Source organism: Bradyrhizobium sp. AZCC 2230, from assembly GCF_036924495.1.
In the GTDB taxonomy this organism is placed as follows: Bacteria; Pseudomonadota; Alphaproteobacteria; order Rhizobiales; family Xanthobacteraceae; genus Bradyrhizobium; species Bradyrhizobium rifense.
Genome location: NZ_JAZHRS010000001.1, coordinates 7,786,537 through 7,810,821, shown reverse-complemented (window position 1 = coordinate 7,810,821; position 24,285 = coordinate 7,786,537). Strand labels below are relative to the sequence as shown.

Below are 24,285 nucleotides of genomic sequence, written 5' to 3'. Positions count from 1 at the left end.
GTCGGACCTCCCCCATGATCCTGCAATCGCTCGCCGGTCTGCCCGCCTTCCTGGTCTATTTCTGCATCGGCCTGATCGCGATAGTGGCATATCTCTTCGTTTACACGCGGATCACGCCGCACAACGAGTTCCAGCTGATCCGCGACAATGATCCAGCGGCTGCGATTGCGCTCGGCCTCAGCCTGCTCGGCTTCGTGGCGCCGCTGTTCAGCGCGATCGCGCATTCGGCCAATGTGCTGGACTGCCTGATCTGGGCTGCAATCGCGCTGATCGTGCAGGTCGCGGTGTTCTACATCGTGAAAATCCCGGTGCCGAACCTGTCGGGGCGGATCGCAGCAGGCGAGCTCGCGCCCGCAATCTGGCTCGGTCTGTCGTCGCTCGCCGCGGGCCTCTTGAACGCCGCCTGCATGATCTACTGATATGGCCGCCAATCCTCCCAGCAAGGAGTTCAGCAAGCGCCGGCCGCGCCGGCCGGCGGACCTGCCGCTGCCGCCGCGGGAGCCGGTGAAGCGCTCGGGCCATGTCGCGCTGCTGGTGATGGGCACGATCGCGGTCGGCACCACCGCCTTCATGCTGATGCCGCGGCGAAACTGCGATCCCATGCCTCCAGCGGCGACAGTCCCCGGGGCGACAATCCCCGGCGCAACGGCGCCTGCGCCAACGACCACCAACTGTAGCAGCAGCTCATCGAGCGGCAGCGGCTCGCACTGGTCGTCGCGGTCGAGCTTCTACAGCAGCGACTCCTCAAGCCATTCCTCGTCAGGGACGTCGTCCGATTCCGGCTCCGGTGGCGTCACGCGCGGCGGCTTCGGCTCGTTTGCGCATGGCTTCTCGGGCGGCGGCTGAGGCGCGGATTTGTGAGTTCAACGCCGCGCACCGGTCTGCTTAGGTGATGTGGCGGGAGGAAGCGATATGAAGCGTTCGCGAAGAGTCGTGCTCACCTTGATGGGGAGTGCTGCGGTCGGTGCGGTCTCGATGGGATTTGTGAAGCGCGAACGCCCCTGCGGGTCCGGCCTCGAAGCCGTGCCCGGCATCGACGGCAAGCCCTATTGCCGGCCGAGCTATGGTGGCTTCGGCGGCACGCTGCATCACATGCACGGTGGCCATCCCGGTCAAGGCCATGGCGGTCATGGCGGCGGTCATGGTCATGGCGGTCACGGCGGCGGCTGACACATGCAACGCATCATTTGTCCCGAGCGCGACGACTGGCAACAGACCGCCGAACAATGCGGCTTTGCCTTCCACACCATCGACGGCGAGCGTTATTGGGACGAGCGCGCCTATTATGCGTTCTCACTCGACGAGATCGAGCGCTCAATCGAGACGCCGACCGGCGAGATCGATGCGATGTGCCTTGAGCTCGCCGGCCGCGTGATCGGCGACGAACGCCATTTGCGGCGACTCAAGATTCCGGAAGCGTTTTGGGACCTGATCGCGGACAGCTGGAAGCGCGACGACAGCAGCCTCTACGGCCGGCTCGACCTGAAATTCGACGGCGACGGTCCGGCGAAACTGCTCGAATACAATGCGGACACGCCGACCTCGATCTTCGAGGCCGCGGTGTTTCAATGGACCTGGCTCGAGCAGGCGATCGAGCGGCGCATCATCCCGGCGCGCGCCGACCAGTTCAACTCCATTCACGAGCGGCTGATCGAGGCGTGGAAAGCGATCGGCGCGGGCGGTCATCTGCATCTCACAGGCACGACCGGCAACGAGGAAGACGCCGGCACGCTTGCTTATCTCGAAGACACCGCGCGCCAGGCAGGCCTGTCGACCACGCTGCTCGACATCGAAGAGATCGGCTGGCGCGACGAGGCCGGCGGCTTCGTCGATCTCGACGACCGCGACATGGAGCTCGCCTTCAAGCTCTACCCCTGGGAATGGATGTTCCACGACGCCTTCGGTGCCAAGCTCGCCGGCGCTCCGACGCGCTGGATCGAGCCGCCATGGAAGGCGGTCCTCTCCAACAAAGGCATCCTGCCGCTGCTCTGGGAGATGTTTCCGAACCATCCCAATCTGCTGCCGGCCTTCTTCGAGGACGATCCGCGCGCAGCCGAGCTCGGCAGCTCCTATGTCCGCAAGCCGCTGCTGTCGCGCGAAGGCGCCAATGTCACGCTGGTGTCGGGCGGAATGTCACTCGACGAGCACGCCGGCCCCTACGGTGCCGAAGGCTTCGTGCGCCAGGCGCTGTCACCGCTGCCGAACTTTTCCGGTGTCTATCCGGTGGTGGGAAGCTGGCTGGTGAACCACGAGCCATGCGGGCTTTCGATCCGCGAGGACGAGAGCCCGATCACGGGCAACAGCTCGCGGTTTCTGCCGCACGCAATTTTGTAAGGTGTTGTTTCTTCCTTCTCCCCTTGCGGGAGAAGGTGGCGCGAAGCGCCGGATGAGGGGTCTCTCTCGGCATATGCAATGAGAGTTGGACTCGCGGAAAGAGACCCCTCACCCGGCTTCGCTATCGCGAAGCCACCCTCTCCCGCAAGGGGAGAGGGTAAAGAAGCATCTCACCTCGCCGCGGCGACCTTCAGCGGTTGCGGCATCAGGCCACCCATCGCCCGGCCGGAGCGCGCCGGATTGAGCTGGTAGAGACCACGGCGATCGGAGATCGGGCGGAACGCGTCGGTGATGCCGACGACGGATTCGGCGGCGCCGAGCAACAGCGTGCCGTCCGCTTCCAGGCCCTTTGCCATGCGCTCGAAGATCACCGCCTTGGTGTCCTGATCGAAATAGATCAGCACATTGCGGCAGAAGATCACGTCGAACGTGCCGAGATGGGAGAAGTCCTGCAACAGATTGAGCTGACGGAACTGCACCATCGCGCGAATGTCGGCGTTGAGCTGCCAGACCTCGCCCGACTGCGTGAAGTATTTCATCAGAAGCTGGATCGGCAGACCGCGCTGCACCTCGAACTGGCTGTAGACGCCGGCCTTGCATTTCTCCAGCACTTCCTGCGACAGATCGATGGCGACGATCTCGATGCGCCAGCCCGCGAGCGCGGCGTCCATCTCCTTCAGGCACATCGCAATCGAATAGGGCTCCTGCCCGGTCGACGAAGCCGCCGACCAGATGCGCAGCGATTTGCGCGCCGCGCGGGCCTGGATCAGGCCGGGCACGATGCTGTCGCGCAGGTGATCGAACGGGATCTTGTCGCGAAAGAAGAACGTCTCGTTGGTGGTCATGGCTTCGACCACATCGGTCGCAAGCCGGCCATCGCCGTTTCTGATCTTGAGCACGAGATCGGGGATGCCGGGCAGGCTCGCCTTGCGGGCCAGCGGCAACAAGCGGCTCTCGACCAGATATTGCTTGTCGGGCGAAAGATCGAGACCGGAGCGCTCTTTCAGGAACTTGCGCAGATACTCGTAGTCCGTGGGCGTCACGAGCGGTCTCCCGCGAACAGGCGGTTGACCTTCGCGCCGATCTGGTTGAGCGGCAGGATCGCCGCGCAGATGCCGGCATTGGCGGCCGCACCGGGCATGCCCCACACCACGCTGGAAGCTTCGTCCTGCGCGATCACGCTGCCGCCGGCGGCGACGATGTCCTTGCCGCCGCGCATGCCGTCCGAGCCCATGCCCGTCAGGATGACGGAGAGGATGCTGCCGTGCCAGATGTCGATGGCAGAGGTGAAGAGCGGGTCGACGGCGGGCTTGCAGAAATTGACGGCGGGACCGTCGTCGAGCGCGATCACGGCTTCAGCGCCGCTCCGCACCACGCGCATGTGCTTGCCGCCGGGCGCAAGATAGATGCGCCCCGGCTTCACCGGCTCGCCGTCGATGGCCTCGGCTGCCGGCTTGCGGCTCGAACGCGCCAGATGCTCGGCGAGAATGGTGGTGAAGGTCGGCGGCATGTGCTGGGTGATCAGCACCGGAACGCGGTCGATCACCGGGCCGAGCTCGGTGACCAGCGCCATCAGCGCCTGCGGGCCACCGGTCGATGAGCCGATCAGCAGCACCTTCGGCGCCTGGGTCGAGAACGGACGCGTGGTGAGCGGACCTGACGACAGCGCATGCAAGGCCGGTGCAGGCGCGGCGGGCCGCGCAACGGCCGGTGCACGTGCGGCCGGGGCAGCAGAGCTCGCGGGCGCCAGCGGCGGACTCGCGACCGCCGGCTTCCGGCGCAGCCGTGCACCGAGGTGACGGATCTTCTGGATCAGGTCGTGATGGAAGATGTCAGCGGCGGACGTCTCGCGTGTCGATTCCGGCTTCGGAATGTAGTCGGCCGCGCCGAGCGACAGCGCCTTGAAGCTGATCTCCGCGTTGCGGCGGGTCAGCGTCGAGGCCATGATGATGACGAGATCGCGCTTCTTCGCCAGCAGTTGCGGCAGCGCCGAGATGCCGTCGAGCTCGGGCATTTCGATGTCGAGCACGGCGACATCGGGATTGATGCGTTCGATCTGGTTGACTGCTTCGAGCCCGGTGCGTAGCGAGGCCGCGACCTCCATGTCGTGCTCGGCTCCGATCCAGCGCGAGATCAGACCGCGGATGACGACGGAGTCGTCGACGACCATCACCCGCAGCGGCCCGGCTTCGCGCGACAAGCCCGTGGTCGAATTACCTGCGAACGCAACACTCATTACTCACCAACTCAGACTGAAACGGTTTAGTTGAAAACAAACGCCGAAGGAGCCGTTCAGCCTCCGGTGTTCGCTCAGATCAAGCCGACTTCCTGGAACTTCGCCGTCACGATGTCCTTGTCGAAAGGCTTCATGATGTATTCGTTGGCGCCGGCGTGCAGCGCGCGCGCGATATGCGCCACGTCGTTCTCGGTGGTGCAGAACACCACCTTGGGCTGGTCGCCGCCGGGCATGCGGCGCAGATGGCCGAGGAACTCGTAGCCATCCATGACCGGCATATTCCAGTCGAGCAGCACGGCGTCGGGCAGCCCGCGCTTGCAGGCCTCCAGCGCCTTCTCACCGTCCTCAGCTTCGAGAATCTGGAAGTCGAGGCCTTCCAGGATCCGGCGCGCAACCTTGCGGATGACGCTGGAATCATCAACGACGAGACACGTGCGCATGTGAACCTCTGCTTCTGATCCCCTTTGCGGGGACACTTCCAATTGCGAGTCCGTCGGCGGCGATGCCGCCGTATCAGGCCGCCATCATCTCGGGCGCGAGCTCGAGAACGCGATCGACGTCGAGGACGACCATGAGCTGGCCGTCGAGACGGTGGACGCCGCCGGCGAGCTTGGCCATGCGGGGGTCGAGATTGACGGGGTTTTCTTCCTTGCCGTCCTCGGACAGCCGCAGCACCTCGCCGATCTGGTCGATCAGGAGGCCATAGGATTCACCGCGCAGGTCGACGCCGACCGCCATCGCCGTCTTGCCGTCCTCGGGCTTGGGCAGGCCGAGGCGGGCGCGCATGTCGACCACGGTGACGATGCGGCCGCGCAGGTTCAGCACGCCTGCGATCTCGCGCGAGGACAAGGGAACGCGGGTGACGCGCTCGGGCATGAACACGTCCTGGACGCGGGAGATCGGCAGGCCGAACAGCTGGCCGCCGATCATCGCGGTGACGTATTCGACCATGGCGCCTTCGCCCGTCTGCATCTTCTTGCTCATCTTTGCGTCTCCTCTCGTGCCGCTTACGCCGCTGCCCGGTTCAGCTCGGAGGCGCCGGCGGCACCCGCGGTCTGTTCCTTCAGCGCCGCGATCAGACCGGGACGGTCGAACTTGGCGACATAATCGTGGAAGCCGGCCTGACGGCCGCGCTCGATCGCGGCCGGCGACACCAGCGCCGAGAGGCCGATGATCGGCATCGCGCCCAGATTGCTGTCGGAGCGGATCACTTCCGCGAACTCGAACCCGTTCATGTCGGGCATCTCGATGTCGGTCAGGACCACGTCGAAGGTTTGTGCACGCAACGCCGCGAGGCCCTCCTGCGCAGTCGGCGCGGTGCGGACGCGGTAGCCGGCGGCCTTGAGCACCGGCGCCAGCATGTTGCGGAAGAACGCCGAGTCGTCGACCAGCAGCACCGACTGCGAATGCATCGACGGCTTCATCTCCTTGCGGGTGAACCAGTCGGCGAACGCCATCGGGAGGAAGTGGCCGACGTCGATCACCTCGGTGGCCTGGCCCTTGATCACGGCCGAGCCCAAAATGCCGGAGGCGGAGCCGCCGACCTCGATGTTGAGCCGTTCCTCGACGATGTCGATGATCTCGTCGACGACGAGGCCCATGGAGCGGCCGTCATCGGCAAACACCAGGATCGGTTGCGCGCCCTGGCTGGCGATGGTGACGCCGTCCATGGCCACCAGCGGCATCAGCTGCTCGCGGTACTGCACCATGTAGCGGCCGTTGGAGAACTCGATCTTGTCGGCCGGGAGCTCTTCCAGGCGGGTGACGAGCCCGAGCGGGACCGCCTTGGGCTGGGACGAGCCGGCGCGGAACACCAGCAGCGAGGTGGTCTGCTCGCCCGAACCGATGTGGTGCGCGCCGTTGTCGTCGGCCATGTCATGGGCCGAGGAGCCGGCGGCGCCGAGCGCCTTGGCAATGCCGTTGGGGTCGATGATCATGATGACCGCGCCATCGCCCAGGATCGTGTTGCCCGAGAACATGTCGATGTGACGCAGCTTCGTCGACATCGGCTTGACCACGATTTCTTCGGTGTGGAACACGCCGTCGACGACGATACCAAAGGTCTGGCTGCCGACCTGGGTCACCACGATAAAACCGTTCTCGGGATCGCTGGCCGCGCCGTCGTCGATCTTGAGGAGCTTCTTCAGATGGATCAGCGGCAGCAGCTTGTTGCGCAACCTGAGGACCGCCGTGTCCTTGATGCGCTCGATGCGGTGTTCACTGTTGGCGCGGGCACGGACCAGCTCGACCACCGCGAGCTGCGGGATCGCAAAGCGGTCGCCGGCGGCTTCGACGATCAGCGCGGAGACGATGGCGAGCGTCAGCGGGATCTTGATGGTGACGGAGGAGCCCTCACCGGCCACCGACTTGATGTCGATGGTGCCGCCGATCTGGTCGATATTGGTGCGGACCACGTCCATGCCGACGCCGCGGCCGGAGACCGAGGTGATGGCGGCCGCGGTGGAGAAGCCCGGCGCGAAGATGAACTTGTGGATCTGGGCTTCCGACATCTTCTCGAGCTCAGCCTCGGTGGCGAGACCTGAGGAGATGGCCTTGGCCTTGATCTTCTCGGTGTTGAGGCCGCGGCCGTTGTCGGCGATGCAGATGATGATGTGGCCGCCTTCGTGATAGGCGGAGAGCCGAATGGTGCCCTGCTCGCCCTTGCCGGAGGCGAGGCGCTCGGCGGGGGTCTCCAGGCCATGATCGGCGGAGTTGCGCACCATGTGGGTGAGCGGGTCCTTGATCAGGTCGAGCACCTGGCGGTCGAGCTCGGTGTCGGCGCCGTGCATCTCCAGATCGATCTGCTTGCCGAGTTCGCTCGACAGATCGCGGACGATGCGGGGCAGCTTCTGCCAGGCATTGCCGATCGGCTGCATGCGCGTCTTCATGACGCCTTCCTGCAGCTCGGCGGTGACGTTGGAGAGGCGCTGCAACGGCACCTTGAACTCGGTGTCCTCGTTGCGGCGGGAGATCTCCAGCAGCTGGTTGCGGGTCAGCACCAGCTCGGAGACCATGGTCATCAGATGCTCCAGCGTATCCACGTTGACGCGGATCGACTGGTTGGCAACGCGGTCGCCTTCGGAAGCGGTCTCGTCGGCCGCCGACTTCTTGGCAGCCTTTTCCTTGAGCGCCTTCTCCTTGGCAGCAGGCGCGGGCGCTTCAGCAACCGGCGCGGGCTCGGCCTTTGCCGCGACAGGCGCAGGCACCTCGATCGCGGTCTCGCGGAAGGCGCGCTCGAGATCGTCCAGCGACACTTCACCCGGACGCAGCGGGCGCTCCAGGGTCTGGTCGATCAGGGAGCCCGTGGTCAGCTCCTTTGCGGGCGCGGGCGCTACGGCAGCGGGCGCTTCCGGCACCAGCGGCGGCGCTTCAGCAACGGGAGCAGCAGCACCGGCCGGCATCGGCTGCGCCGAGCCTGCCGCGATCGGCTGCGCCGACGCTGACATAGCCGCCATGCCCTGCTCGACCATCGCTTCCAGCTTGTCGATGAGATCGCGGTCGGTGCCTTCGGGCTCGGCTTCGGTGGCCTCGAGGCCGGCCAGGATCTCCTTGATGCGGTCGATCGAGGACAGGATCAGCGTCACCGCCGGTCCCGTCACCGGCATGCCGTCGCGGAATTTACTCATCAGGGTCTCGCCGGCATGCGCCAGCGCTTCAAGCCGCGGCAGTCCGAGGAAGCCGCACGTACCCTTGATGGTGTGGACCAGGCGGAAGATGTTATCCAGGATCTTGGCGTTGTTCGGCTCCTGCTCGAACTTCACCAGCTGATTGTCGACGGTGTCCAGGCTCTCGCTGGTCTCCGTCAGAAACTCCCGCAACAGATCATCCATGAAAACAGGCCTTCATACAGTGAGGGCACGCACGAATTGTGATGCGCCATTTCAGAATGGGGCCAGCTTCACCGCAAAGCGTTTAATAATGGTTGAGTATGTGCAAAAGAACGAAACCAACAAAGAGATAAGGCGCTCCGGACAAGCCGAAGCGCCTCGTAAAGATTCGATTAACGTCCAAATGCGGTGCGCGCGTTTACGAAGCGGTAATGATGATGGCTTCGCCCTCTGGCTTGAGCGTCACGGTGAGTCCGCAGGCCTGCGCCAACAGCCGCGTATAATAAGGCTGGATCGCGTGCGCATCGGCCGCCGGCCCGCGTTCGCCGCTCAGAAGCTCGGAGATGTTCTGCGGCAGGCGGGCGTTGTGTCCGGTCGCCGTGATGCGGAAGCTCATCGTCTCGCCCTCGCCGATCGGATCGATCGTCAGCGTGCCGCCGCGCGGAATCGTGTGCTGGGACACGACCAGCATATTGAGCAGCAACTTGACGCGATTCTTCGGCATCAGCAGCCGCGGCAGATTCCACGTGATCGTGCACTTGCCGTCCTCGATGTGGCCGCGCGCCATGGTCTGGGCGTCGCCGAGATCGATTTGCGCGCCGGAGGAGCCGGCGGCGCCGAAGGCGAGCCGGCAGAACTGCAGGCGGGCGGAGGCCGTCTTCGCACTCTTGCGAATCAGGTCGAGCGCGAATTCGCGGTCCTCGGGCTTTGGATTGTCATCGAGCACCTCGAGCCCGTTGACGATGGCGCCAACAGGGCTGATGAGATCATGGCAGACCCGCGAACACAGGAGTGCTGCAAGTTCGAGCGCATCTGGAGCGGTGGCGGTACCGGGCGACGGAGCGTCAGACATAAAGGGTTCCTGGAATTGCACGGCACGGACGCGGCGAATCACGCATGGCTTGACGGATGCTGCGGGTTCTATCATTCGCCAGCCCGTGGCAGCTAGCTTGCGATACGTTCGAAGCGGCCATAAGGCATGCAGGCGAATCAGGTGAAGAGAGGCGAGACTTGCCAATGCGAGATTTGCCAATGAATGAGGCATGCAGGTGAGGATTATCGACGGCGAGGCCGCATCTCGGCTGATGGAGCCCCTGACCGCCCTGGTGGTTCAGGCCGGCGAGGCGATCCTCGCGGTCAACCGCGCGGCGATGCGGGTTGACGGCAAGCAGGATGGCTCACCTGTCACCGAGGCCGACCTCGCCGCCGACCGAATCATTGCGGAAGGCCTGACCCGGCTTGCCGGAGATGTGCCGTCACTCTCGGAGGAGCGGTGCCAGCTCGCTTCACCGCCGTTTCGCGGCAGCTTCTTCCTGATCGACCCGCTCGACGGCACCAAGGAGTTCGTCGCCGGGCGCGACGAGTTCACCGTCAACCTCGCCCTCGTGACCGAGGGCGTGCCGCTGCTCGGCATTGTCAGCGCGCCCGCGCTCGGGCTGCTCTGGCGCGGCATCGTCGGCCGCGGCGCCGAGCGCGTGAGGTTTGACGGCAGCAGGATCGGCGCTGCCGAGCCGATCCGGACCCGCAAACTGCCCGGGCACGGCGAGCCCTGGGTCGCGGCGGTGAGCCGCTCGCACGGCGACCCCACGAGCGAAGCCTTCATCGACAGCCGGCCCAACGCCGTCAGAAAGACCTGTGGCTCGGCGGTCAAATTCGGCCGGATCGCCGAGGGCAGCGCCGACATCTACCCCCGCTTCGGGCCGACCTCGGAATGGGACGTCGGGGCGGGCTGCGCCGTGGTCACGGCAGCCGGCGGCAAGGTGACCGACGGCAAGGGCGGCGCGATCCGGTTCGGCGAGCGTGGCGATACCGGATTCATCATCCCGGCGTTCGTCGCCTGGGGCGATTCCGGGGCGGTCATGCCTACTGGCTGAGCTTGTCCTGAAGCGCCGGCCAGCGCTTGCCGACTTCATACAGGAAGCGCTCGGGATTGGCGGCGAAGGCGTCGCGGTTGTCTTCGCGGCTGAACAGATAGAGCCGCTGCTCCGCGATCACGAAGAAGCGGGGATTGCCGGCGACGACGACGCCGCGCGCGATATCGGCCGGGTCATAGCCGCCGAACTGCGGGCCGTAGATCTCGGGATGGGCCAGGAAGGAGGCGCGGTTGCCCTCGTTCCGGAAGCGCCAGACCGCGCCCCAGAGGTTGGCCTCGAATTCCGCCGTCCCCTGCCCGGGGTTGCCATCGACGAAATAGGCCACGGGATCGAAGCCTTCGATGGCGACGCCCGAGAAGCGATTGACGACGATCCGCTCGGTGGTGGCAGCCTGCGCCGGCAATCCGGAGCAGGCGAGCCAAATGCCCGCCAGCAGGCAGACCAGACGGCCGATCAAGGCAATTCCGGGGCGCAAAGGGCTATCTTCCTGCCGTTGTGCCGTCATAGTTGCTGCGGATAACATCCGAGTCGAGGGGACATCCGGTGCAACCTAGAACCGTGCCTGTTGGCGTCAGGTTAAGGGAAGCGGACCGGAATCGATACCAGGGGTTCTTTTATGAATTTCGCATCACGCCTTGCCGCAGTGGCGCTCGTAGCGCTGGCTGGCTGGATCGTGCCGGCCTCCGCCCAGACGGCCGCGCCGCCGCCGGACCTGCCGCCGCCGCAGCGGACCCCGACGCCCAACACCTATGGGCCGGACGAGCTCGTCACCGCCGGCCACCGCTTCTTCGGCAACGTCTCGCGCGGCCTTGCCTCGATCATCGAGAAGGCAGTCAGCCAATGGGGCCTGCCGAACGGCTATATCCTGGGCGAGGAAGGCTCCGGCGCGTTCGTCGCCGGCCTGCGCTATGGCGAAGGCACGCTCTACACCAAGAACGCCGGCGACCTGCGCGTCTACTGGCAGGGTCCGTCGCTCGGCTTCGACTGGGGCGGCGACGGCGCGCGCACCATGACGCTGGTCTATAACCTGCCCGCCACCAACGCGATCTACCAGCGCTTCGCCGGCCTCGACGGCTCGGCCTACATCATCGGCGGCTTCGGCATGACGGCGCTCACCGCCAACAACATCGTACTGGTGCCGATCCGCTCCGGCCTCGGTCTGCGGCTGGGCGCCAATATCGGCTACCTCAAATACACGCCGCGGGCGACCTGGAACCCGTTCTAGGTCCCCTCCTCCCTCCGATTCCGGATTCACGTTAACAACAGGGCGGGGCTGGCTTTTTGCCGGCCCGCCATGCATTGTCCTTGGTAAATTTTTCCTTAGCTCTCGGAGTTCTGATCCATGGTCGAACCGATCATGTACCTGGCGATCGGTTTCCTGCTGTCGATGCTGTGCGGGCTTGCGATCGTGCCGCTGGTGCATAACCGCGCGGTGCGCCTGACCACGCGCCGGCTCGAGGCCGCCACGCCGCTGTCGATGGCGGAGATCCAGGCCGACAAGGACCAGCTCCGCGCCGAGTTCGCCATGTCGGCGCGCCGGCTGGAGATGAGCGTCGACCAGCTCAAGAGCAAGACCACGAGCCAGCTCGCCGAGCTCGGCAAGAAGAGCGACGCCATCAACCGCATGAAGATCGAGCTCGGCGAGAAGAACGCCACGATCTTCGCGCTCGAGGCCCGCGAGAAGGCGGTCAAGGAGCAGCTCCGCGCCACCGAAGAGGAATTCAACGCCAAGACCGCGTCCTTGCGCGAGGCCGAGATTGCGCTGAGCAACAAGCAGGGCGAGCTCGCCAAGATCAATTCCGAGCTGTCCGATCGTTCGATGATGGCGGAGAGCCGCCAGGTCGAGCTGGTCGCGGTGCGCGCGCAGATCGAGGAATTGAAGAACCGCGTCGGCGATGCCGAGAAAGAGTTCACCGCCACGCAGGTGCGGCTGACGCAGGAGCGCGTCGAGTCGGAGACCGCCTCGCGCGAGCTTGGCGATGCACGCGGCCGCGTCGAGAATCTGAGCCAGCGCGTCACCGAGCTCGATCGCCAGCTGATCGTGCAGGTCAAGGAAGCCGAGATGCTGTCGACCCGCGTCGCCGATCTCGAAGGCCGCCTCGCCACGCAGGGCAAGCTGCTCGCCGAGCGCGACTATGAGAACAACCAGCTCCGCCAGACCAATGAGAGCTCCGAGCGCACCATCAAGGAGCTGCGCGTCGAGATCGCCGGCTTGAGCGGCGGCAAGTCGTCGGCTGCGTTCGAAGCGATGCGCGCGGAAAAGGCCGCGCTGGAAGAGCAGCTCGGCACCGCGCGCGACGAGCGCGCGAAACTCCAGCGCGACATCAATGCGATCCAGCAGCAGGCGGAGAGCTCCTGGGCGACCGAGCGCATGGAGAACGCGCTGCTGCGCGAGCGCATCAACGACATCGCCGCCGAAGTGGCAAAACTCGCGATGCAGCTCGAGGGCCCGAACTCGCCGATCGAGGCGCTGCTGGCGGCCGAGGCCGGCCAGCCGCCGAAGCCGGCCACCCGCCCGGCCAACGGCGTCGCGACCAATGGCGCGGCAGCAAGCCCCCTCCCGGAGGGTGGCGGAACGCTCGCCGAGCGCATCCGCGCGTTGCAGGCCCACGCCTCCCGCGCCCGCCAGCAGGGCGCGTAAGCGGCCCAAAATCCGGCTCCGCCGCCGGATTGCGGCACCGGCGAAGGTTTTCCGGCCTCAAGCCGCCTGAAAACTTGACACTTCTAGCCTGCACTTCTAAATCGCGGGCTCCGATGCGCCGGCCGACAAGGTCCGGCGGTCGGCATGATGGTCACGGGTGCATAGCTCAGCGGGAGAGCGTTCCCTTCACACGGGAGAGGTCCAAGGTTCGATCCCTTGTGCGCCCACCATTCATCATCCTGAACCCTGCTGGTTGCGGACGATGCCCAATACGGGGGCGACTTTTGTCACCCGTCCCGTTGAAATCTCGAAAACAACCCCATGCACAGTAGCCGACGTCAGTCGGATCGATGGGTTACGATTTTTCCGAATTTCACTTGCTCCGTCGGGCAAAACAGGGGCATGATGGCATCATCCGCGATGGGGCCTACATGTTCACATCGTCCGAACGACCGGCTACCGCCGCCGGCAAAGATCAAATCGCGAAAGGCCAGCGTATGAGCGACGACGCGCCTGAAAGCGCAAAAGCGCTGAGCAACACGGTCGATCTGGTGCGAGAAGGAGGACGCGCGATTGGACCAGCTGTTGGCGACATCTACGGTCTTCTGATTGGCGATCGCATTAGCGCCGCTCGCAAGCGCCGCATGGAGGAGATTGCTCACAGAGCTCAAAAGAATCTGGACGATCGCGACGTTAAGGAAAAGACGGAGTTACCCGAGAGCTTGGCGATCCCATTGCTAGAGGCGGCGCAAGGTGAGTCGCGGGAGGAATTGCAGGCGCTTTGGGCACGCCTGCTTGCTAATGCAATGGACCCGAGCCGTGCCGAAGATGTGCGCCCGGAATTTGTTGAAACAGTGGGAAAGTGCGGATTCCGATGATCTCGCCCGGGTGTACCGATTTGATCTCGCCCAGGATTCCGAGATGATCTCGCCCACCATTCCGATTTGATGTCGCCCGGGGCGCGAGGCGTTCTGGCTGTCTGGTTTCTGGCATCGGCGAAGCCGCGTGGTCAATCTTGAATCGCGGCTCGAAGGACTTGTTTTTTGCTGCTCCTGCTGTGGGCATGTGGGCAACGCCCTTCGCGTTGTCCAAGCGCAGCGGCATGTCCACAGGGCCACGGGCTCAGGCCTTTCGGCCGGGCTTACGGGTTCGCCGCAGGCTCTCGCCATTGAGATCGATCCGGTGGGCGTTATGGACCAGGCGGTCGAGAACGGCGTCGGCGTAGGTGGGGTCGCCGATCAGCGCGTGCCATTGATCGACGGGAAGCTGGCTGGTGACGATGGTGGAGCGGTGGCCGTAGCGGTCCTCGAGGATCTCCAGGAGGTCGTGGCGGGCCGCGGCGTCGAGCGGCTCGAGGCCCCAGTCGTCGAGGATGAGGAGATCGACGCGGCCGAGCGCGCGCAGCAGGCGGGGGTGGCGGCCGTCACCGCGCGCCAAGGCCAGATCGCTGAACAGTCGCGGGACGCGCTGATAGAGCACGGAGCGATTGTCGCGGCAGGCCTTGTTGCCGAGCGCTGAGGCGAGCCAGCTTTTGCCGACGCCGGAGGGCCCGCAGATCAGCAGGTTGGCGTGGTCATCGATCCAGCGGCCTTCGACCAGCATCGTCAGCAGGCTGCGGTCGAGGCCGCGTGGAGTGCGGTAGTCGATGTCTTCGACGCAGGCCTCCTGGCGCAGCTTGGCGTATTGCAGCCGCTTCGACAGCCGCTTGTCGCGTCGCAATGACGCTTCGCGTTCGAGCAGGAGCGCGAGCCATTCGGCGTGGCCGAGGCTTGCGGCGTCGCCGCCGGCTTCGATGTCGGCGAAGGCCTTGGCCATGCCGTGAAGGCCGAGCGCGTGGAGCTGATCGAGGGTCGGATGGGTAAGCAAGATGAGATCTCCTAATTGTAGTAGCGCGGCCCGCGGATGTTGGGATGAAGGATCGGCGCGTCGTCCGCGGAGCGCTTGGGTGAAGGACGCCGATCGAGATTGTTGGCGAGGATCGATTTGACCGAGCCGTAGGTGCGCGCGCCGATATCGATCGCCCGCATGGCGGCGGCATCGAGCCGCTCGTGCCCGTAGGATCGGGCGAGCCGGATGATGCCGAGACAGGCGCGGAAGCCCTGTTCCGGATGCGCGCGCTCGTCGAGGATCAGGTCGCACAGCGCCGCGGTCGCCGGCCCGATCGAGGCTGCGTCCTTGCGGATGCGCTCGATGGTCCAGCCGGCGTAGCGCCGATGACTGGATGCCATGTGCTCCGGCACGGTCGTGTGCTTGTGGTTGCCGCTCATGCGCTGATGCGCGGCGATCCGCTCACCCTTGTGGAATATCTCGACGGTGCGGGCCGTGAAGCGCACCTCGACCTCGGCGCGGACGAAGCGATGCGGAACGCTGTAATAATGCGCCTCGATCTCGACGTGATAATCGATGCTGACCCGGCAGATCCGCCACTCAGCGAACACGTAAGGGCTCTCCGGCAAGGCCTGGAGTGCCGGCCGGTCGATCTCCTCCAGCAGCTTGCGGCGAGTGACGCCGAGCCGCCGGATCGGCCGCTCCTCGTTGAGCCGGGTCATTAACTCGGCGATCGCCGCGTTGACCTCGGCGAGGCTGTGGAAGATCCGGTGGCGCAGCCGTCCGAGCAGCCAGCGCTCGACCATGAGGACCGCCTGCTCGACCTTGGCCTTGTCCCGTGGCCGTCGCGGCCTCGCCGGCAGAATGGCGGTGCCGTAATGCGCCGCCATATCGGCGTAGCTGCGGTTGATCTGCGGATCGTAGAGGCAGGCCTTGATCACCGCGACCTTGGTGTTGTCCGGCACCAGCAGTGCCGGCACGCCGCCGATCGCCTCGAAGGCGCCGACGTGCCCGCTGATCCAGTCGGCGAGGCCCTGCGTCCAGGTCGCCTGCGCGTAGGTGAAGCTCGATGCGCCGAGCACTGCGACGAAGATCTGCGCGGTGCGCCGTTCGCCGGTGAACCGGTCGATCACCACCGGCACGCCGTCGCCGGCATAGTCGACGAACAGCTTGTCGCCGGCCGCATGCGACTGGCGCATCGTCACCGACAGCCGGCCTTCCCAGGCCCGGTAGAGCTCGCAGAACCGCGAATAGCGATACCCGCCGGGTTCGCCCGCGATGTACTCCTCCCACACAATCGACAGCGTCACGTGCTTGCGCTTGAGCTCGCGATGCACCGCCGCCCAGTCCGGCTCGGCCTGCCGCCGATGGCCCCGCCGGGTGCCCGGACCGGCTCCGGCGCTGGCGAACAGCCGGGCCTCCAGCACCGTGTCGGTGACGTCGTCTGGCAACGGCCAGGTCAGCCCCGCCGCCTCGAACCGGCGGATCGTCAACCGCACCGTCGAAGGCGCCGTCCCCAACCGCCGCGCAATCTCGCGGGTCGGCATCCCAGCCGACTTCAATCTGATCACTTCGCGCACGTGGCGCATCGCAAGCCTCTCCGTCGGCATCCAGGTCCCCCTTCGCAAAGCCGAAAGGCGGGACCGTATCGGAGCCAGAAGAGGCCTCGTCACCCCGGGCGACATCATCCCGGAATGGTGGGCGAGATCATCTCGGAATGGTGGGCGACATCAAATCGGAACGGTGGGCGAGATCATTCCGGAAAGGTGGGCGACATCGAGCGGAATCAGCAGGAAAGCTTGAACCGCTCGACGCCCGCCTCCTCGCGTTAATTTACGAGATGGGACAGGCGACCAAGAAAAATGTACCTTTCACAGACTTGGCTGAGCGGACCGGTCGGCGCATCGCCACGATCCGCATCAGCGCCGGTCATCTGGCCAAGCAAGAATGCATTGTAGTTCGTGAAAATGCGATGGTGCTATGCTCTGACTATGGCAAAGAGCTGCTGATCGCGACGAGACCCTAACGACGAACATACAAGCGCAAAGGCAGCTAGCTTACTGGCGCGACGATAGGCATCTCATCGAAGGTCGTTTTCCGATAGATCCGGCCAGCCTCCTTCTTCCGCACGCCGCCCCATTGCTTGAAGAAGAACGCCGTATCGGCCTTCCGACATGCCTTTTCTATCTCGTCGACCCAATGCTCAAGCATGGGGCGTGCTCGCGGCCCGCTTTCGCCGCCTACGATGGCCCATTGAATACCGCGAAGATTCGCTTTGCCCACGGGTCCCAGCAGAGGCTCAAACGAAATAAACCGAACAACAGCCCGAGCCTTACGCAGATCATCAATCCTGCCCAAAAAGGCCGCGCTCTCGACACTGGTGCCCAACCAAACATTGGGCAGAACTGGCAACGATGAAACGATGCCAGCCATGCGGTCTGGGCGCTTCGTGAGGATCTGATAGGTATGACGTGGAGTAGCCGCCATGACTGACCAAACCTCCGCGACGAAGGCAGCCGGGACGGCATCATGGAACAGGTCGGACATCGAATTCACGAAGATGCGCCGTGGCTTCCTCCAGCTCAACGGTACGTCCAAAGCTGCTTGATCGAGGCGGACCTTGCCCGTCCAGACCGCGCGGCGGCCGCTCTTTCGCGTAAGGCCGCGGTACTTATCGACACCCATCGCATCGAGCCTCGCAGCCATCCGCATCGCATAGCAATTGGTGCAACCGGGCGAGAGAACCGTGCACCCAGCGACGGGATTCCAAGTCGCATCGGTCCATTCGATCGAGGTGTCAGCCATGGTGTCTCACAGCAATCTGCCCTGGTTGTTCACGTTGCTGATGTCGCTCCACAGCTTCCGACCAAGCGGATGTGCGCTCACAAATACCAGCCAATATAGCCGTTGGCCGCCCGTGGCCGACACAAGCTCGATACCATCGGCTGGAGTGGTGCCGAGTCCCCTTATGAGACCCAGCCAGTGACGAAGAAGATCCGTACGCACAGCCTGATCGTTTCGATTGATATCCACGGCATCGTGCCAACCGGGCATGAATGAGTCCAAAATTGATCGATCCGTCGTCAAGTAACGCCTTAAGTTCCGCTGGAGGTCGAAAATGCTGACGTGGATCAGCATATCCATCCGGGTCATCGAGGCTAGCTTCCTGATGATCGAGAACGGCAGGCTTTCGAGATTGTAAGGGTCGAGAAACGCGAAGTGAAGGCCACTCGGATTGAGCGCGTAGACGATGCGGTCGACCGCGGCTTCTGCTTCTTTGTTGTAGAAGTTAGCGGCCAACCCCAGTGCTGTGATGCGATGTTTCAACGCCACGATATTGGTTGGCTCAAGGTCGTTAAAGTGCAGCTCGGAGAACTTGGTGCCACTTCGCTGAGCCGCTTTGATCGCGACCAAAGGGCTTCCGTCTATGTACCCTCCAGCACCGCCATCAACCAACGATCGGCCCGGCCCCGAAAACAACTCAATATAAGCAGCGCCGCCAGTGCCTCTTGGCGGGAGGAACATGGCGCGCGCACTGCGATATGAATCGACGTACTTACGAAGCCTCTCGTGCTTTTCAGACGCCCAGGGTCCAACGATGTCGGTAGTCTGGCCGTCCGCAGGATCTATACTTCGTTGCGCCACGTCGTCCCCCGCCCCCCGCCCCTGTGTGCAGGACAATATGGCCGCTACCGATGGTTGTGACAATTCCCCAAAAGCAGGTAATCCAGTGGGGAGCGCTGGGGTTTTCCGAAGAATCACTGTCGTCGTCCGGCAATGTCGCACGTTCCGTCGTAGCGAGCCCAGCGAAGCAATCCAAAATCCATCCGCGGAGACATCTCTGGATTGCTTCGCTTCGCTCGCAATGACGGAGCAAGTGGTGAGACCGCGCCTGATTGACGCGCTCCGCCTCAAGCAACCCGGGCCGGCCGCCAGGCCGCATAGAGACCGACGAGGGTCCCGATGGCGACCAGCGCTGCTGCCAGCAGCACCTGCAATTCCCCATCATCGGTGGCGCCGACCGACGACACGAGTCTGGTTACGACGAGGAACAGAATGCCCACAGAGGCCGCTGCACCTGCGCTGAGATAGCCGAGCTCCCGCGCCAGGTTCCGACCGAGAAGTCCGAGTGCCGTGAAATACATCGCGCAAGCGTTGGGATGAACGAACAGGGCAACGCGCGCGTAAGGACCGTAGGCGTCGAGGAGTGACTCACACCGGCTCAGTGCCGCTTTCGAAGCGACCCGCTGCAAGAGCGGCCTGAAAAAACGGGCCTGTCCATAACTCAGAACGGCGCCCGCGATGATGGCCAGCCACGCCACGATGAAAACGGAGAGATCCGCGGGCTTCGGATTGAGCGCCACAGACATCAGGATGAGGGCGGTTCCGGGAAAATAGCCGAAATACGGGAAGACCGACTCCAGCAGCACGCAGACGAAGATGAAGACCGGAAACCATGATGAACCGGTCGCGTCCTGGACGATGGCATTCAAGTCGAACAGGTTCGTCTTGTACAGGACGAGGTACATGCACGCAGCCAATCCGGCCAACGCGTAAAACGGCAACGCTCCCGACAGAAATCGTCTCATTCGACCATCATACGTTGTTTCGCGACACAGCGGAGACCATCGATATCAGTTCGACCCGATCGACGCGATCTCGATCTCATGCGCGGCCGCCCCCACGATATCGCCAACCGCTTTCCGCATCAGCGGCTTCGCGATTGGAGATACGAACGAGAACGGCCCCGTCTTTCGGGGCCGCTTCGTCCTCTCCAATGACAACGTACATCCGTCACGCCGACGGAAACGGATTTGCCGCCTTGGTGTATTTCAGCGCGCCGATGCCGAAGCCTTCCTGGCTGCGGCTTTGAACGAATTCCTTGTGCTCGTAGAACGGCGACAATTCGCGCCATAGCTGCGGAACGCCGCCGGCCCAGGCGCTGGTGTTGCCGCTGGACTCGCAGATGTCGTGGAACAGGATGATGCCGCCCTCCCTGACGTAGTGCCGGTAGCAGAGAAAGTCCTGCTTGACGCCCTCGTAGCGATGATCGCCGTCGATGAACAACGCGTCGATCAACCGGCCATCGAGAAATTTCTCGACCCGCTTGACTGTGTCATCCGCGTAGGACGGCATGTCGTAGAACGTCCATTGCTGCTTCGGCGTCGCAAGCAGCTTCAGCATTTCCTTGTTCTTCACGTGCAGATCGATGCAGATCATCGTCTCCATGGTCGGAAGAAATCGTCCGAACAGGAGCGAGGTTCCGCCGTTCAGCGTGCCGATTTCAACCACGAGCTTCGGCGCGGACGCTGCGATGTAGTCGAGGGCCGACGAGATCTCCGTCTCGATCTGGCAGGAGCCCGTGCCCATGTGCTGCTTGGTGAAGTCGATGACGTCCTGCACGCTCGATCCGCGCTTGTACTCGCCGATGATCTCGTCGCGCTTCTGGGTATTGAACTTGAGGCGTAGTGCAGGCCCGCTATCGGCCAGCCGCTTCTTGATTTGCCTGACCGCGAGAACAGCGGGATGAAATTTGAGTTCCGTTAGACGCTCATTGAAGGCCTTGCTCAACGACATTATCGAACCTCACTTCATGCAGAGTTGCCCGACAGCTCCAAATGCTAGGATCGTTTCAAATCTTGATCAACTTAAGGTTTTTGCTTGACAGCAGGATGAACCAGGAAGCCCGGATCGCTACGCGATCTCGATAAGCTCGATCTCTTGTGTTCCCGAGCCGACGACGTCACCGACGGCCTTCCCCATCAGCGACTTCGCAACCGGCGAGACGAACGAGATCGACCCCGCCTTCGGATCGGCTTCATCTTCCCCGACGATACGATATGTCTGCACGCGGCCGTCGGCGCGGCTGAACGTCACGGTGCTGCCAAAGGCGACCATCTCGTTCGACGCCGGATTGGGAACCAGTTGCGCCGTGCGCAGCCGTTCGACGAAGTAGCGGACATCGCGCAAGGGCACGGCCGATTGCCGGCGCTTTTCGTTGACGTCATCGATGCCTTGCGCGGCTTCATAAGCCTCGCGCGCTTGCTGGAGCTGCGTCTGCAGCGCCTGCAAGCCTGTTTCCGTGGCGAGGTTCGGATGCGGCGAGATCGGGCGATCCGGCAACAATGTCTCGGAGGCGGTCTCGGCGCTTTCTTCCTTGGTAAAGGCGACGCTCAATTCGAATATCCTGTCGAATAGTTCTGGAACGACCAACGCGCCATCACACCGCGATCCACCGAAATGAACCGCGCCGGGCCGCCGGCGATCGTCCCTCATTATATCTCAAGTGCGACGAAACGGCGGAGCTTGAAGACGAGATCGGGCAAAGCCTGGCGGAACCGGGTCGCGTTCTGGAACGTGGTCGAGAACGGCGCGAAGGTGATCATCGCGTTCCAGTGCCGATAGCCGTAGACCGTCACCGAGACGCCGGACGCCGGAAAATCCTCGATCTTGCGCAACTCGCCGAGCACGAGATCGGCAATGACGTCCGCCGATAGAAGCCGCTTGCCGTCCGGCGTCAGGGGCGGACCGGGCGCAACCGGCTTCGGAACCACCACCGCCTGATCGGATGCGTCCTGGAGCTTCGGAGATTCCGCTTCCGGGATTTGCGCCAGTTCCGGCGCCGGTCCGACCGGGGGCGGGGCCGGCATGAAGTCGGCAAGCGGCGGCGGGTGGGCTGCCTCTGCGCGCTTGTTGCCTCCCAGGATGCTGCTGATCATGGCCACAAGGCCAGCATCCCTCGCATCGTCACTCATCACGGCTTCCCCCCGGCTTCGCCCAATCTAACACCGGAACCGCAGACCGCCACAGGGTCAGCCGATCAGATCGAGCCATCGCTCCCGCATGGCTTCTGTCCAGTTCCACCGCGGCGCAAGGCGCAAAACACCTCGCGCCGCGGCGCGATCGGTCACTGCTTCTCGAACGGAATATATTGCTGGTACTGCTTCGGCACGGAGCTGCGATAGCGCGCGGGAACGGTGCCGCTGTCAACCGAATGGTCGATCTCCTGCTGCCGCGTCATCTTCTTCTTCGCCGGCTTCTTCTCGGCACTCTTCTTCGAACCGGCCGGCGCCGTCGAATTGTCGGTGGTCGCAGCCGGCGTGGATGTGGCGGCCGGCGCAGTGGTCGCAGCAGGCGCCGTCGTGGTGGCCGCGGCGGCCGGCGGCGTGCCGCCTGCGGCGGGCGCGTTCTGCGCCAGCGCGAGCGATGTCTGCATGATGAGCGCCAGTGCCGCAGTCGCAGCCAGCAAATATGATTTTTGCATCAGAACCTCCAAAATGCCTGATCCCCAATGACGGAAGCCTAGTCCCGCGGGATCGACGCGTGCAAGTGCCCCGAAGATAGGCGGGACCCTGGCCGCAAACTGTGGCCGAGGTCACATTGTCCACCAAGGCCTGACCTACTAAGGCCTGACCTACCAAGGCTTGGCCCACGACGGCTTGTGCATCATAAGGCGATGCCGAACGCCGCGCACGCGCCGAGACCAGGACGCGCGCGACAATGCGTCGGACGAGTCCCGGCACGCGTGAGGCTGCGGCATCAACCCGCGCTACGCCTTCGCGCAAGCCCGCGACGACTGACGAGGCGGCGCGCACACGCGGCTTGCAATTTTGACGCGAACACGATGTTCGCTGCGACAAATCGCTTCAACAATTAGGTCGGCGAAGCTGACATGGCTTCGCGCCGCGATTTTCGATGACGAGAATGTTATTCGGCATCGATGCGTGAAAAATTTGCAAAGCACATCCGCAGCTTGATTGCAGCACTCGCTCATGGAACCGCATCGACGTCGCGCGATGTGTGAAGCAGCGCATTGCGACGCCGAATTCCGCGATCTAGCCTCACATGCATATCTCATCATCTACAATTTTAACTTTAGTTGCTTGCCGTCGTAACTTTTCATGGAGGTACATTATGAGCAGTCGTCACGCCATTACGCCGCGCGGTCTGAACGCCACCCGTTCGCCGCTGTCACAGGGCCGCTTCGGCCGCATGTTCCGCAATCTGACGCCGGCGAAATTCGGCCCGAACGAGGCCGACAACGTCGCAAATCTCGCGGCGCTCGCCGACAACATGGTCGGCGGTTTCGATCCGCCGAAGGACGGTCCCGACCCCGAGGAGAGCGGGATTCCCGCGCTCTACACTTACTTCGGCCAGTTCGTCGATCACGACATCACCTTCGATCCCGTGAGCTCGCTGACCAAGCAGCAGGATCCGGACGGGCTCGTCGATTTCCGAACCCCCTCGTTCGACATGGACAATGTCTACGGGCGCGGACCGAACGACCAGCCCTACATGTACGACAACAACGGCAAGTTCCTCCTCGGCGATCCCTTGACCGGCACCGGCGTATCCAACGCCAGCGACCTGCCGCGCTTCAAGGGCCGCGCATTGATCGGCGATCCCCGCAACGACGAGAACAGCATCGTCTCGCAGTTTCAGGCGCTGATGCTGCGCTTCCACAACCGCATGGTCGACGACAATGACGGCATCCCCTTCGAAACGATCCAGCAGCGCGTCCGCTTCCACTATCAATACGTCGTGCTGAACGACTTCCTGCCGCGCATCGTCAATGCCGGCGTTCTGAACGATCTCAGGACCGGCGGCCATTACGACCGCAGCAAGCTCGCCTACTATCACTGGAAGACTTATCCCTACATGCCGGTCGAGTTTTCGGTCGCGGCCTACCGGCTCGGCCACTCCATGATCCGGCCCGGCTATCGGCTGAACGACGCCGACAACATGCTGCTGCAGATCTTCCCAGATCCCAACAACCCCGACACCAACGCGCTGACCGGCTTCCGCGCCATGGGTCCGGGACGCGCCATCGATTGGGGGCGGTTCATCGACATCGACACGCGCGCCTATGGCGTCGAGGACGACAGCACCAATCCGGACAACAAGAGGCGGCTGCAGCTCGCCTATCGCATCGACACCTCGCTGGTCGATCCGCTGCGCAGGCTGCCGCCGGAGGTCGCCTCCAATCCGTCGTCGCTCGCGCTTCGCAATCTCGAGCGCAGCTGGCGGCTCGGACTGCCCTCGGGCCAGGCGGTCGCCAAGGCGATGCACCTGACGCCGCTGACCGACGAGCAGATCGTCATCGGCCGCGCCGTCGACAACCCCGACCCGACAGGCGATCCGCAAGTGCCGATCGCGTCGATTGCGAACGGCGTGTTCAAGGGTAACTGCCCGCTCTGGACCTACATCCTCGCCGAAGCGCGGCAATTCCAGACCGCGGTCACGATCCCGGCCACCGGTGCGCCGGCGGGCGGCATCAACACGCCGCAGCTCGGGCCGGTCGGCGGCCGCATCGTTGCCGAAGTCTTCCTCGGCATGATGTTCGGCGACGCCTCCTCCATGCTGTCGCTCGACCCGAACTGGGCGCCGGTGACCGGTCCCGATTTCCGGCTGAAGGATCTCGTGACCTACGCACTGGGTGGCGGCGTGCCGCTGCATTGAGCTGGTGACGGTTGACGACAAGGCCGCTCGCGTCACGCGGGCGGCCTTTCCACAAAGGGCGTGCGCTCACAAACTCGCCGCCTCCGG

Annotated in this window: 26 protein-coding genes and 1 tRNA gene; 11 read left to right on the top strand and 16 right to left on the bottom strand. The window is 64.0% G+C overall.

Features of this window, described 5'->3' with window-relative positions; all coding sequences use genetic code 11:
- Nucleotides 1-14: 14 nt before the first annotated feature.
- The 4 genes from V1280_RS37290 to V1280_RS37275 all read left to right on the top strand — a co-directional run bounded on the left by V1280_RS37290 (nucleotide 15) and on the right by V1280_RS37275 (nucleotide 2,334).
- Nucleotides 15-419 (top strand): DUF350 domain-containing protein, encoded by a 405-nt coding sequence (locus V1280_RS37290; protein WP_334535605.1) that lies wholly within the window; start codon nucleotides 15-17, stop codon nucleotides 417-419.
- A 1-nt stretch (nucleotide 420) separates the two neighbouring features.
- Complete coding sequence (locus V1280_RS37285; RefSeq protein ID WP_334535604.1) at nucleotides 421-846, top strand: hypothetical protein; 426 nt, start codon at nucleotides 421-423, stop codon at nucleotides 844-846.
- A 66-nt stretch (nucleotides 847-912) separates the two neighbouring features.
- Nucleotides 913-1,170 (top strand): hypothetical protein, encoded by a 258-nt coding sequence (locus tag V1280_RS37280; RefSeq protein ID WP_334535603.1) that lies wholly within the window; start codon nucleotides 913-915, stop codon nucleotides 1,168-1,170.
- A 3-nt stretch (nucleotides 1,171-1,173) separates the two neighbouring features.
- Entirely contained in the window at nucleotides 1,174-2,334 is a 1,161-nt protein-coding gene (locus V1280_RS37275) for a glutathionylspermidine synthase family protein (RefSeq protein WP_334535602.1), read from the top strand.
- A gap of 170 nt (nucleotides 2,335-2,504) precedes the next feature.
- On the opposite strand, the gene V1280_RS37270 is transcribed toward V1280_RS37275, so the two are convergent.
- The 6 genes from V1280_RS37270 to chpT all read right to left on the bottom strand — a co-directional run bounded on the left by V1280_RS37270 (nucleotide 2,505) and on the right by chpT (nucleotide 9,250).
- A complete protein-coding gene (locus tag V1280_RS37270; RefSeq protein WP_334535601.1) occupies nucleotides 2,505-3,377 on the bottom strand; it encodes a CheR family methyltransferase in 873 nt (290 codons plus the stop codon).
- Entirely contained in the window at nucleotides 3,374-4,570 is a 1,197-nt protein-coding gene (locus V1280_RS37265; RefSeq protein WP_334535600.1) for a protein-glutamate methylesterase/protein-glutamine glutaminase, read from the bottom strand. The genes V1280_RS37270 and V1280_RS37265 overlap by 4 nt, the downstream gene beginning before the upstream one ends.
- 74 nt (nucleotides 4,571-4,644) lie before the next feature.
- Nucleotides 4,645-5,010 carry a response regulator gene (locus tag V1280_RS37260; protein WP_007600538.1) on the bottom strand — a complete coding sequence of 122 codons (366 nt, stop codon included), beginning with the start codon at nucleotides 5,008-5,010 and terminating at the stop codon, nucleotides 4,645-4,647.
- A gap of 73 nt (nucleotides 5,011-5,083) precedes the next feature.
- Nucleotides 5,084-5,554 carry a chemotaxis protein CheW gene (locus V1280_RS37255; protein ID WP_334535599.1) on the bottom strand — a complete coding sequence of 157 codons (471 nt, stop codon included), beginning with the start codon at nucleotides 5,552-5,554 and terminating at the stop codon, nucleotides 5,084-5,086.
- Between the two features lie 23 nt (nucleotides 5,555-5,577).
- Nucleotides 5,578-8,400, bottom strand: coding sequence for a hybrid sensor histidine kinase/response regulator (locus V1280_RS37250; RefSeq protein ID WP_334532219.1), 2,823 nt, complete (start codon nucleotides 8,398-8,400; stop codon nucleotides 5,578-5,580).
- 196 nt (nucleotides 8,401-8,596) lie between these two features.
- Nucleotides 8,597-9,250 carry a histidine phosphotransferase ChpT gene (gene chpT, locus V1280_RS37245; protein WP_334535598.1) on the bottom strand — a complete coding sequence of 218 codons (654 nt, stop codon included), beginning with the start codon at nucleotides 9,248-9,250 and terminating at the stop codon, nucleotides 8,597-8,599.
- Between the two features lie 190 nt (nucleotides 9,251-9,440).
- Here chpT and V1280_RS37240 point away from each other — a divergent pair, with 190 nt between their 5' ends.
- Nucleotides 9,441-10,271, top strand: coding sequence for a 3'(2'),5'-bisphosphate nucleotidase CysQ family protein (locus V1280_RS37240; RefSeq protein WP_334535597.1), 831 nt, complete (start codon nucleotides 9,441-9,443; stop codon nucleotides 10,269-10,271).
- On the opposite strand, the gene V1280_RS37235 is transcribed toward V1280_RS37240, so the two are convergent.
- Entirely contained in the window at nucleotides 10,261-10,746 is a 486-nt protein-coding gene (locus tag V1280_RS37235; RefSeq protein ID WP_334535596.1) for a YHS domain-containing (seleno)protein, read from the bottom strand. The genes V1280_RS37240 and V1280_RS37235 overlap by 11 nt on opposite strands.
- A gap of 141 nt (nucleotides 10,747-10,887) precedes the next feature.
- Between V1280_RS37235 and V1280_RS37230 the strand changes: the two genes are divergently transcribed.
- The 4 genes from V1280_RS37230 (at nucleotide 10,888) to V1280_RS37215 (ending at nucleotide 13,790) form a co-directional block, all read left to right on the top strand.
- A complete protein-coding gene (locus tag V1280_RS37230; protein ID WP_148778845.1) occupies nucleotides 10,888-11,496 on the top strand; it encodes a DUF1134 domain-containing protein in 609 nt (202 codons plus the stop codon).
- Between the two features lie 117 nt (nucleotides 11,497-11,613).
- Nucleotides 11,614-12,912, top strand: a complete 1,299-nt coding sequence (locus V1280_RS37225) for a hypothetical protein (protein WP_334535595.1) — start codon at nucleotides 11,614-11,616, stop codon at nucleotides 12,910-12,912.
- A gap of 155 nt (nucleotides 12,913-13,067) precedes the next feature.
- Nucleotides 13,068-13,142 (top strand) — tRNA-Val (locus tag V1280_RS37220).
- 120 nt (nucleotides 13,143-13,262) lie between these two features.
- Complete coding sequence (locus V1280_RS37215) at nucleotides 13,263-13,790, top strand: Abi-alpha family protein (RefSeq protein ID WP_334535594.1); 528 nt, start codon at nucleotides 13,263-13,265, stop codon at nucleotides 13,788-13,790.
- Nucleotides 13,791-14,034: 244 nt separating this feature from the next.
- Here V1280_RS37215 and istB read toward each other — a convergent pair whose 3' ends face one another.
- Both istB and istA read right to left on the bottom strand, forming a co-directional pair.
- Nucleotides 14,035-14,778 carry an IS21-like element helper ATPase IstB gene (gene istB, locus V1280_RS37210; RefSeq protein ID WP_334518610.1) on the bottom strand — a complete coding sequence of 248 codons (744 nt, stop codon included), beginning with the start codon at nucleotides 14,776-14,778 and terminating at the stop codon, nucleotides 14,035-14,037.
- Nucleotides 14,779-14,789: 11 nt separating this feature from the next.
- Nucleotides 14,790-16,328 (bottom strand): IS21 family transposase, encoded by a 1,539-nt coding sequence (istA, locus tag V1280_RS37205; RefSeq protein ID WP_334538124.1) that lies wholly within the window; start codon nucleotides 16,326-16,328, stop codon nucleotides 14,790-14,792.
- A 128-nt stretch (nucleotides 16,329-16,456) separates the two neighbouring features.
- Between istA and V1280_RS37200 the strand changes: the two genes are divergently transcribed.
- The gene (locus V1280_RS37200) at nucleotides 16,457-16,765 is read left to right on the top strand and encodes a hypothetical protein (protein WP_334535593.1); all 309 of its coding nucleotides are present in this window, start codon (nucleotides 16,457-16,459) and stop codon (nucleotides 16,763-16,765) included.
- A gap of 26 nt (nucleotides 16,766-16,791) precedes the next feature.
- Here V1280_RS37200 and V1280_RS37195 read toward each other — a convergent pair whose 3' ends face one another.
- From V1280_RS37195 to V1280_RS37165, 7 genes are all read right to left on the bottom strand, one after another.
- Nucleotides 16,792-17,544 (bottom strand): DUF5131 family protein, encoded by a 753-nt coding sequence (locus V1280_RS37195; protein WP_334535592.1) that lies wholly within the window; start codon nucleotides 17,542-17,544, stop codon nucleotides 16,792-16,794.
- 6 nt (nucleotides 17,545-17,550) lie between these two features.
- Complete coding sequence (locus tag V1280_RS37190) at nucleotides 17,551-18,384, bottom strand: three-Cys-motif partner protein TcmP (RefSeq protein WP_334535591.1); 834 nt, start codon at nucleotides 18,382-18,384, stop codon at nucleotides 17,551-17,553.
- Nucleotides 18,385-18,650: 266 nt separating this feature from the next.
- A complete protein-coding gene (locus tag V1280_RS37185; RefSeq protein WP_334535590.1) occupies nucleotides 18,651-19,328 on the bottom strand; it encodes a hypothetical protein in 678 nt (225 codons plus the stop codon).
- Nucleotides 19,329-19,533: 205 nt separating this feature from the next.
- Nucleotides 19,534-20,316, bottom strand: a complete 783-nt coding sequence (locus tag V1280_RS37180) for a class I SAM-dependent methyltransferase (protein ID WP_334535589.1) — start codon at nucleotides 20,314-20,316, stop codon at nucleotides 19,534-19,536.
- Nucleotides 20,317-20,433: 117 nt separating this feature from the next.
- A complete protein-coding gene (greA, locus tag V1280_RS37175) occupies nucleotides 20,434-20,916 on the bottom strand; it encodes a transcription elongation factor GreA (RefSeq protein WP_334535588.1) in 483 nt (160 codons plus the stop codon).
- Nucleotides 20,917-21,014: 98 nt separating this feature from the next.
- Entirely contained in the window at nucleotides 21,015-21,494 is a 480-nt protein-coding gene (locus tag V1280_RS37170) for a hypothetical protein (protein WP_334535587.1), read from the bottom strand.
- Between the two features lie 152 nt (nucleotides 21,495-21,646).
- Entirely contained in the window at nucleotides 21,647-22,003 is a 357-nt protein-coding gene (locus V1280_RS37165) for a hypothetical protein (protein ID WP_334535586.1), read from the bottom strand.
- Nucleotides 22,004-22,653: 650 nt separating this feature from the next.
- On the opposite strand from V1280_RS37165, the gene V1280_RS37160 reads away from it, so the two are divergent.
- Nucleotides 22,654-24,198 (top strand): peroxidase family protein, encoded by a 1,545-nt coding sequence (locus V1280_RS37160; RefSeq protein ID WP_334535585.1) that lies wholly within the window; start codon nucleotides 22,654-22,656, stop codon nucleotides 24,196-24,198.
- Nucleotides 24,199-24,285 lie beyond the last annotated feature (87 nt).

What these genes read in the sequence shown, in the direction of transcription:
- V1280_RS37275 (WP_334535602.1), top strand. Translation starts at nt 1,174, where the DNA reads ATGCAACGCATCATTTGTCCCGAGCGCGACGACTGGCAACAGACCGCC.
- istA (WP_334538124.1), bottom strand. Translation starts at nt 16,328, where the DNA reads ATGCGCCACGTGCGCGAAGTGATCAGATTGAAGTCGGCTGGGATGCCG.
- V1280_RS37285 (WP_334535604.1), top strand. Translation starts at nt 421, where the DNA reads ATGGCCGCCAATCCTCCCAGCAAGGAGTTCAGCAAGCGCCGGCCGCGC.
- V1280_RS37180 (WP_334535589.1), bottom strand. Translation starts at nt 20,316, where the DNA reads ATGTCGTTGAGCAAGGCCTTCAATGAGCGTCTAACGGAACTCAAATTT.
- V1280_RS37195 (WP_334535592.1), bottom strand. Translation starts at nt 17,544, where the DNA reads ATGGCTGACACCTCGATCGAATGGACCGATGCGACTTGGAATCCCGTC.
- V1280_RS37185 (WP_334535590.1), bottom strand. Translation starts at nt 19,328, where the DNA reads ATGAGACGATTTCTGTCGGGAGCGTTGCCGTTTTACGCGTTGGCCGGA.
- V1280_RS37290 (WP_334535605.1), top strand. Translation starts at nt 15, where the DNA reads ATGATCCTGCAATCGCTCGCCGGTCTGCCCGCCTTCCTGGTCTATTTC.
- V1280_RS37265 (WP_334535600.1), bottom strand. Translation starts at nt 4,570, where the DNA reads ATGAGTGTTGCGTTCGCAGGTAATTCGACCACGGGCTTGTCGCGCGAA.
- V1280_RS37170 (WP_334535587.1), bottom strand. Translation starts at nt 21,494, where the DNA reads ATGAGTGACGATGCGAGGGATGCTGGCCTTGTGGCCATGATCAGCAGC.
- V1280_RS37260 (WP_007600538.1), bottom strand. Translation starts at nt 5,010, where the DNA reads ATGCGCACGTGTCTCGTCGTTGATGATTCCAGCGTCATCCGCAAGGTT.
- V1280_RS37160 (WP_334535585.1), top strand. Translation starts at nt 22,654, where the DNA reads ATGAGCAGTCGTCACGCCATTACGCCGCGCGGTCTGAACGCCACCCGT.
- V1280_RS37250 (WP_334532219.1), bottom strand. Translation starts at nt 8,400, where the DNA reads ATGGATGATCTGTTGCGGGAGTTTCTGACGGAGACCAGCGAGAGCCTG.
- V1280_RS37215 (WP_334535594.1), top strand. Translation starts at nt 13,263, where the DNA reads ATGGGTTACGATTTTTCCGAATTTCACTTGCTCCGTCGGGCAAAACAG.
- V1280_RS37225 (WP_334535595.1), top strand. Translation starts at nt 11,614, where the DNA reads ATGGTCGAACCGATCATGTACCTGGCGATCGGTTTCCTGCTGTCGATG.
- V1280_RS37200 (WP_334535593.1), top strand. Translation starts at nt 16,457, where the DNA reads ATGGTGGGCGACATCAAATCGGAACGGTGGGCGAGATCATTCCGGAAA.
- V1280_RS37230 (WP_148778845.1), top strand. Translation starts at nt 10,888, where the DNA reads ATGAATTTCGCATCACGCCTTGCCGCAGTGGCGCTCGTAGCGCTGGCT.
- V1280_RS37240 (WP_334535597.1), top strand. Translation starts at nt 9,441, where the DNA reads ATGCAGGTGAGGATTATCGACGGCGAGGCCGCATCTCGGCTGATGGAG.
- V1280_RS37255 (WP_334535599.1), bottom strand. Translation starts at nt 5,554, where the DNA reads ATGAGCAAGAAGATGCAGACGGGCGAAGGCGCCATGGTCGAATACGTC.
- V1280_RS37165 (WP_334535586.1), bottom strand. Translation starts at nt 22,003, where the DNA reads ATGCAAAAATCATATTTGCTGGCTGCGACTGCGGCACTGGCGCTCATC.
- V1280_RS37280 (WP_334535603.1), top strand. Translation starts at nt 913, where the DNA reads ATGAAGCGTTCGCGAAGAGTCGTGCTCACCTTGATGGGGAGTGCTGCG.
- chpT (WP_334535598.1), bottom strand. Translation starts at nt 9,250, where the DNA reads ATGTCTGACGCTCCGTCGCCCGGTACCGCCACCGCTCCAGATGCGCTC.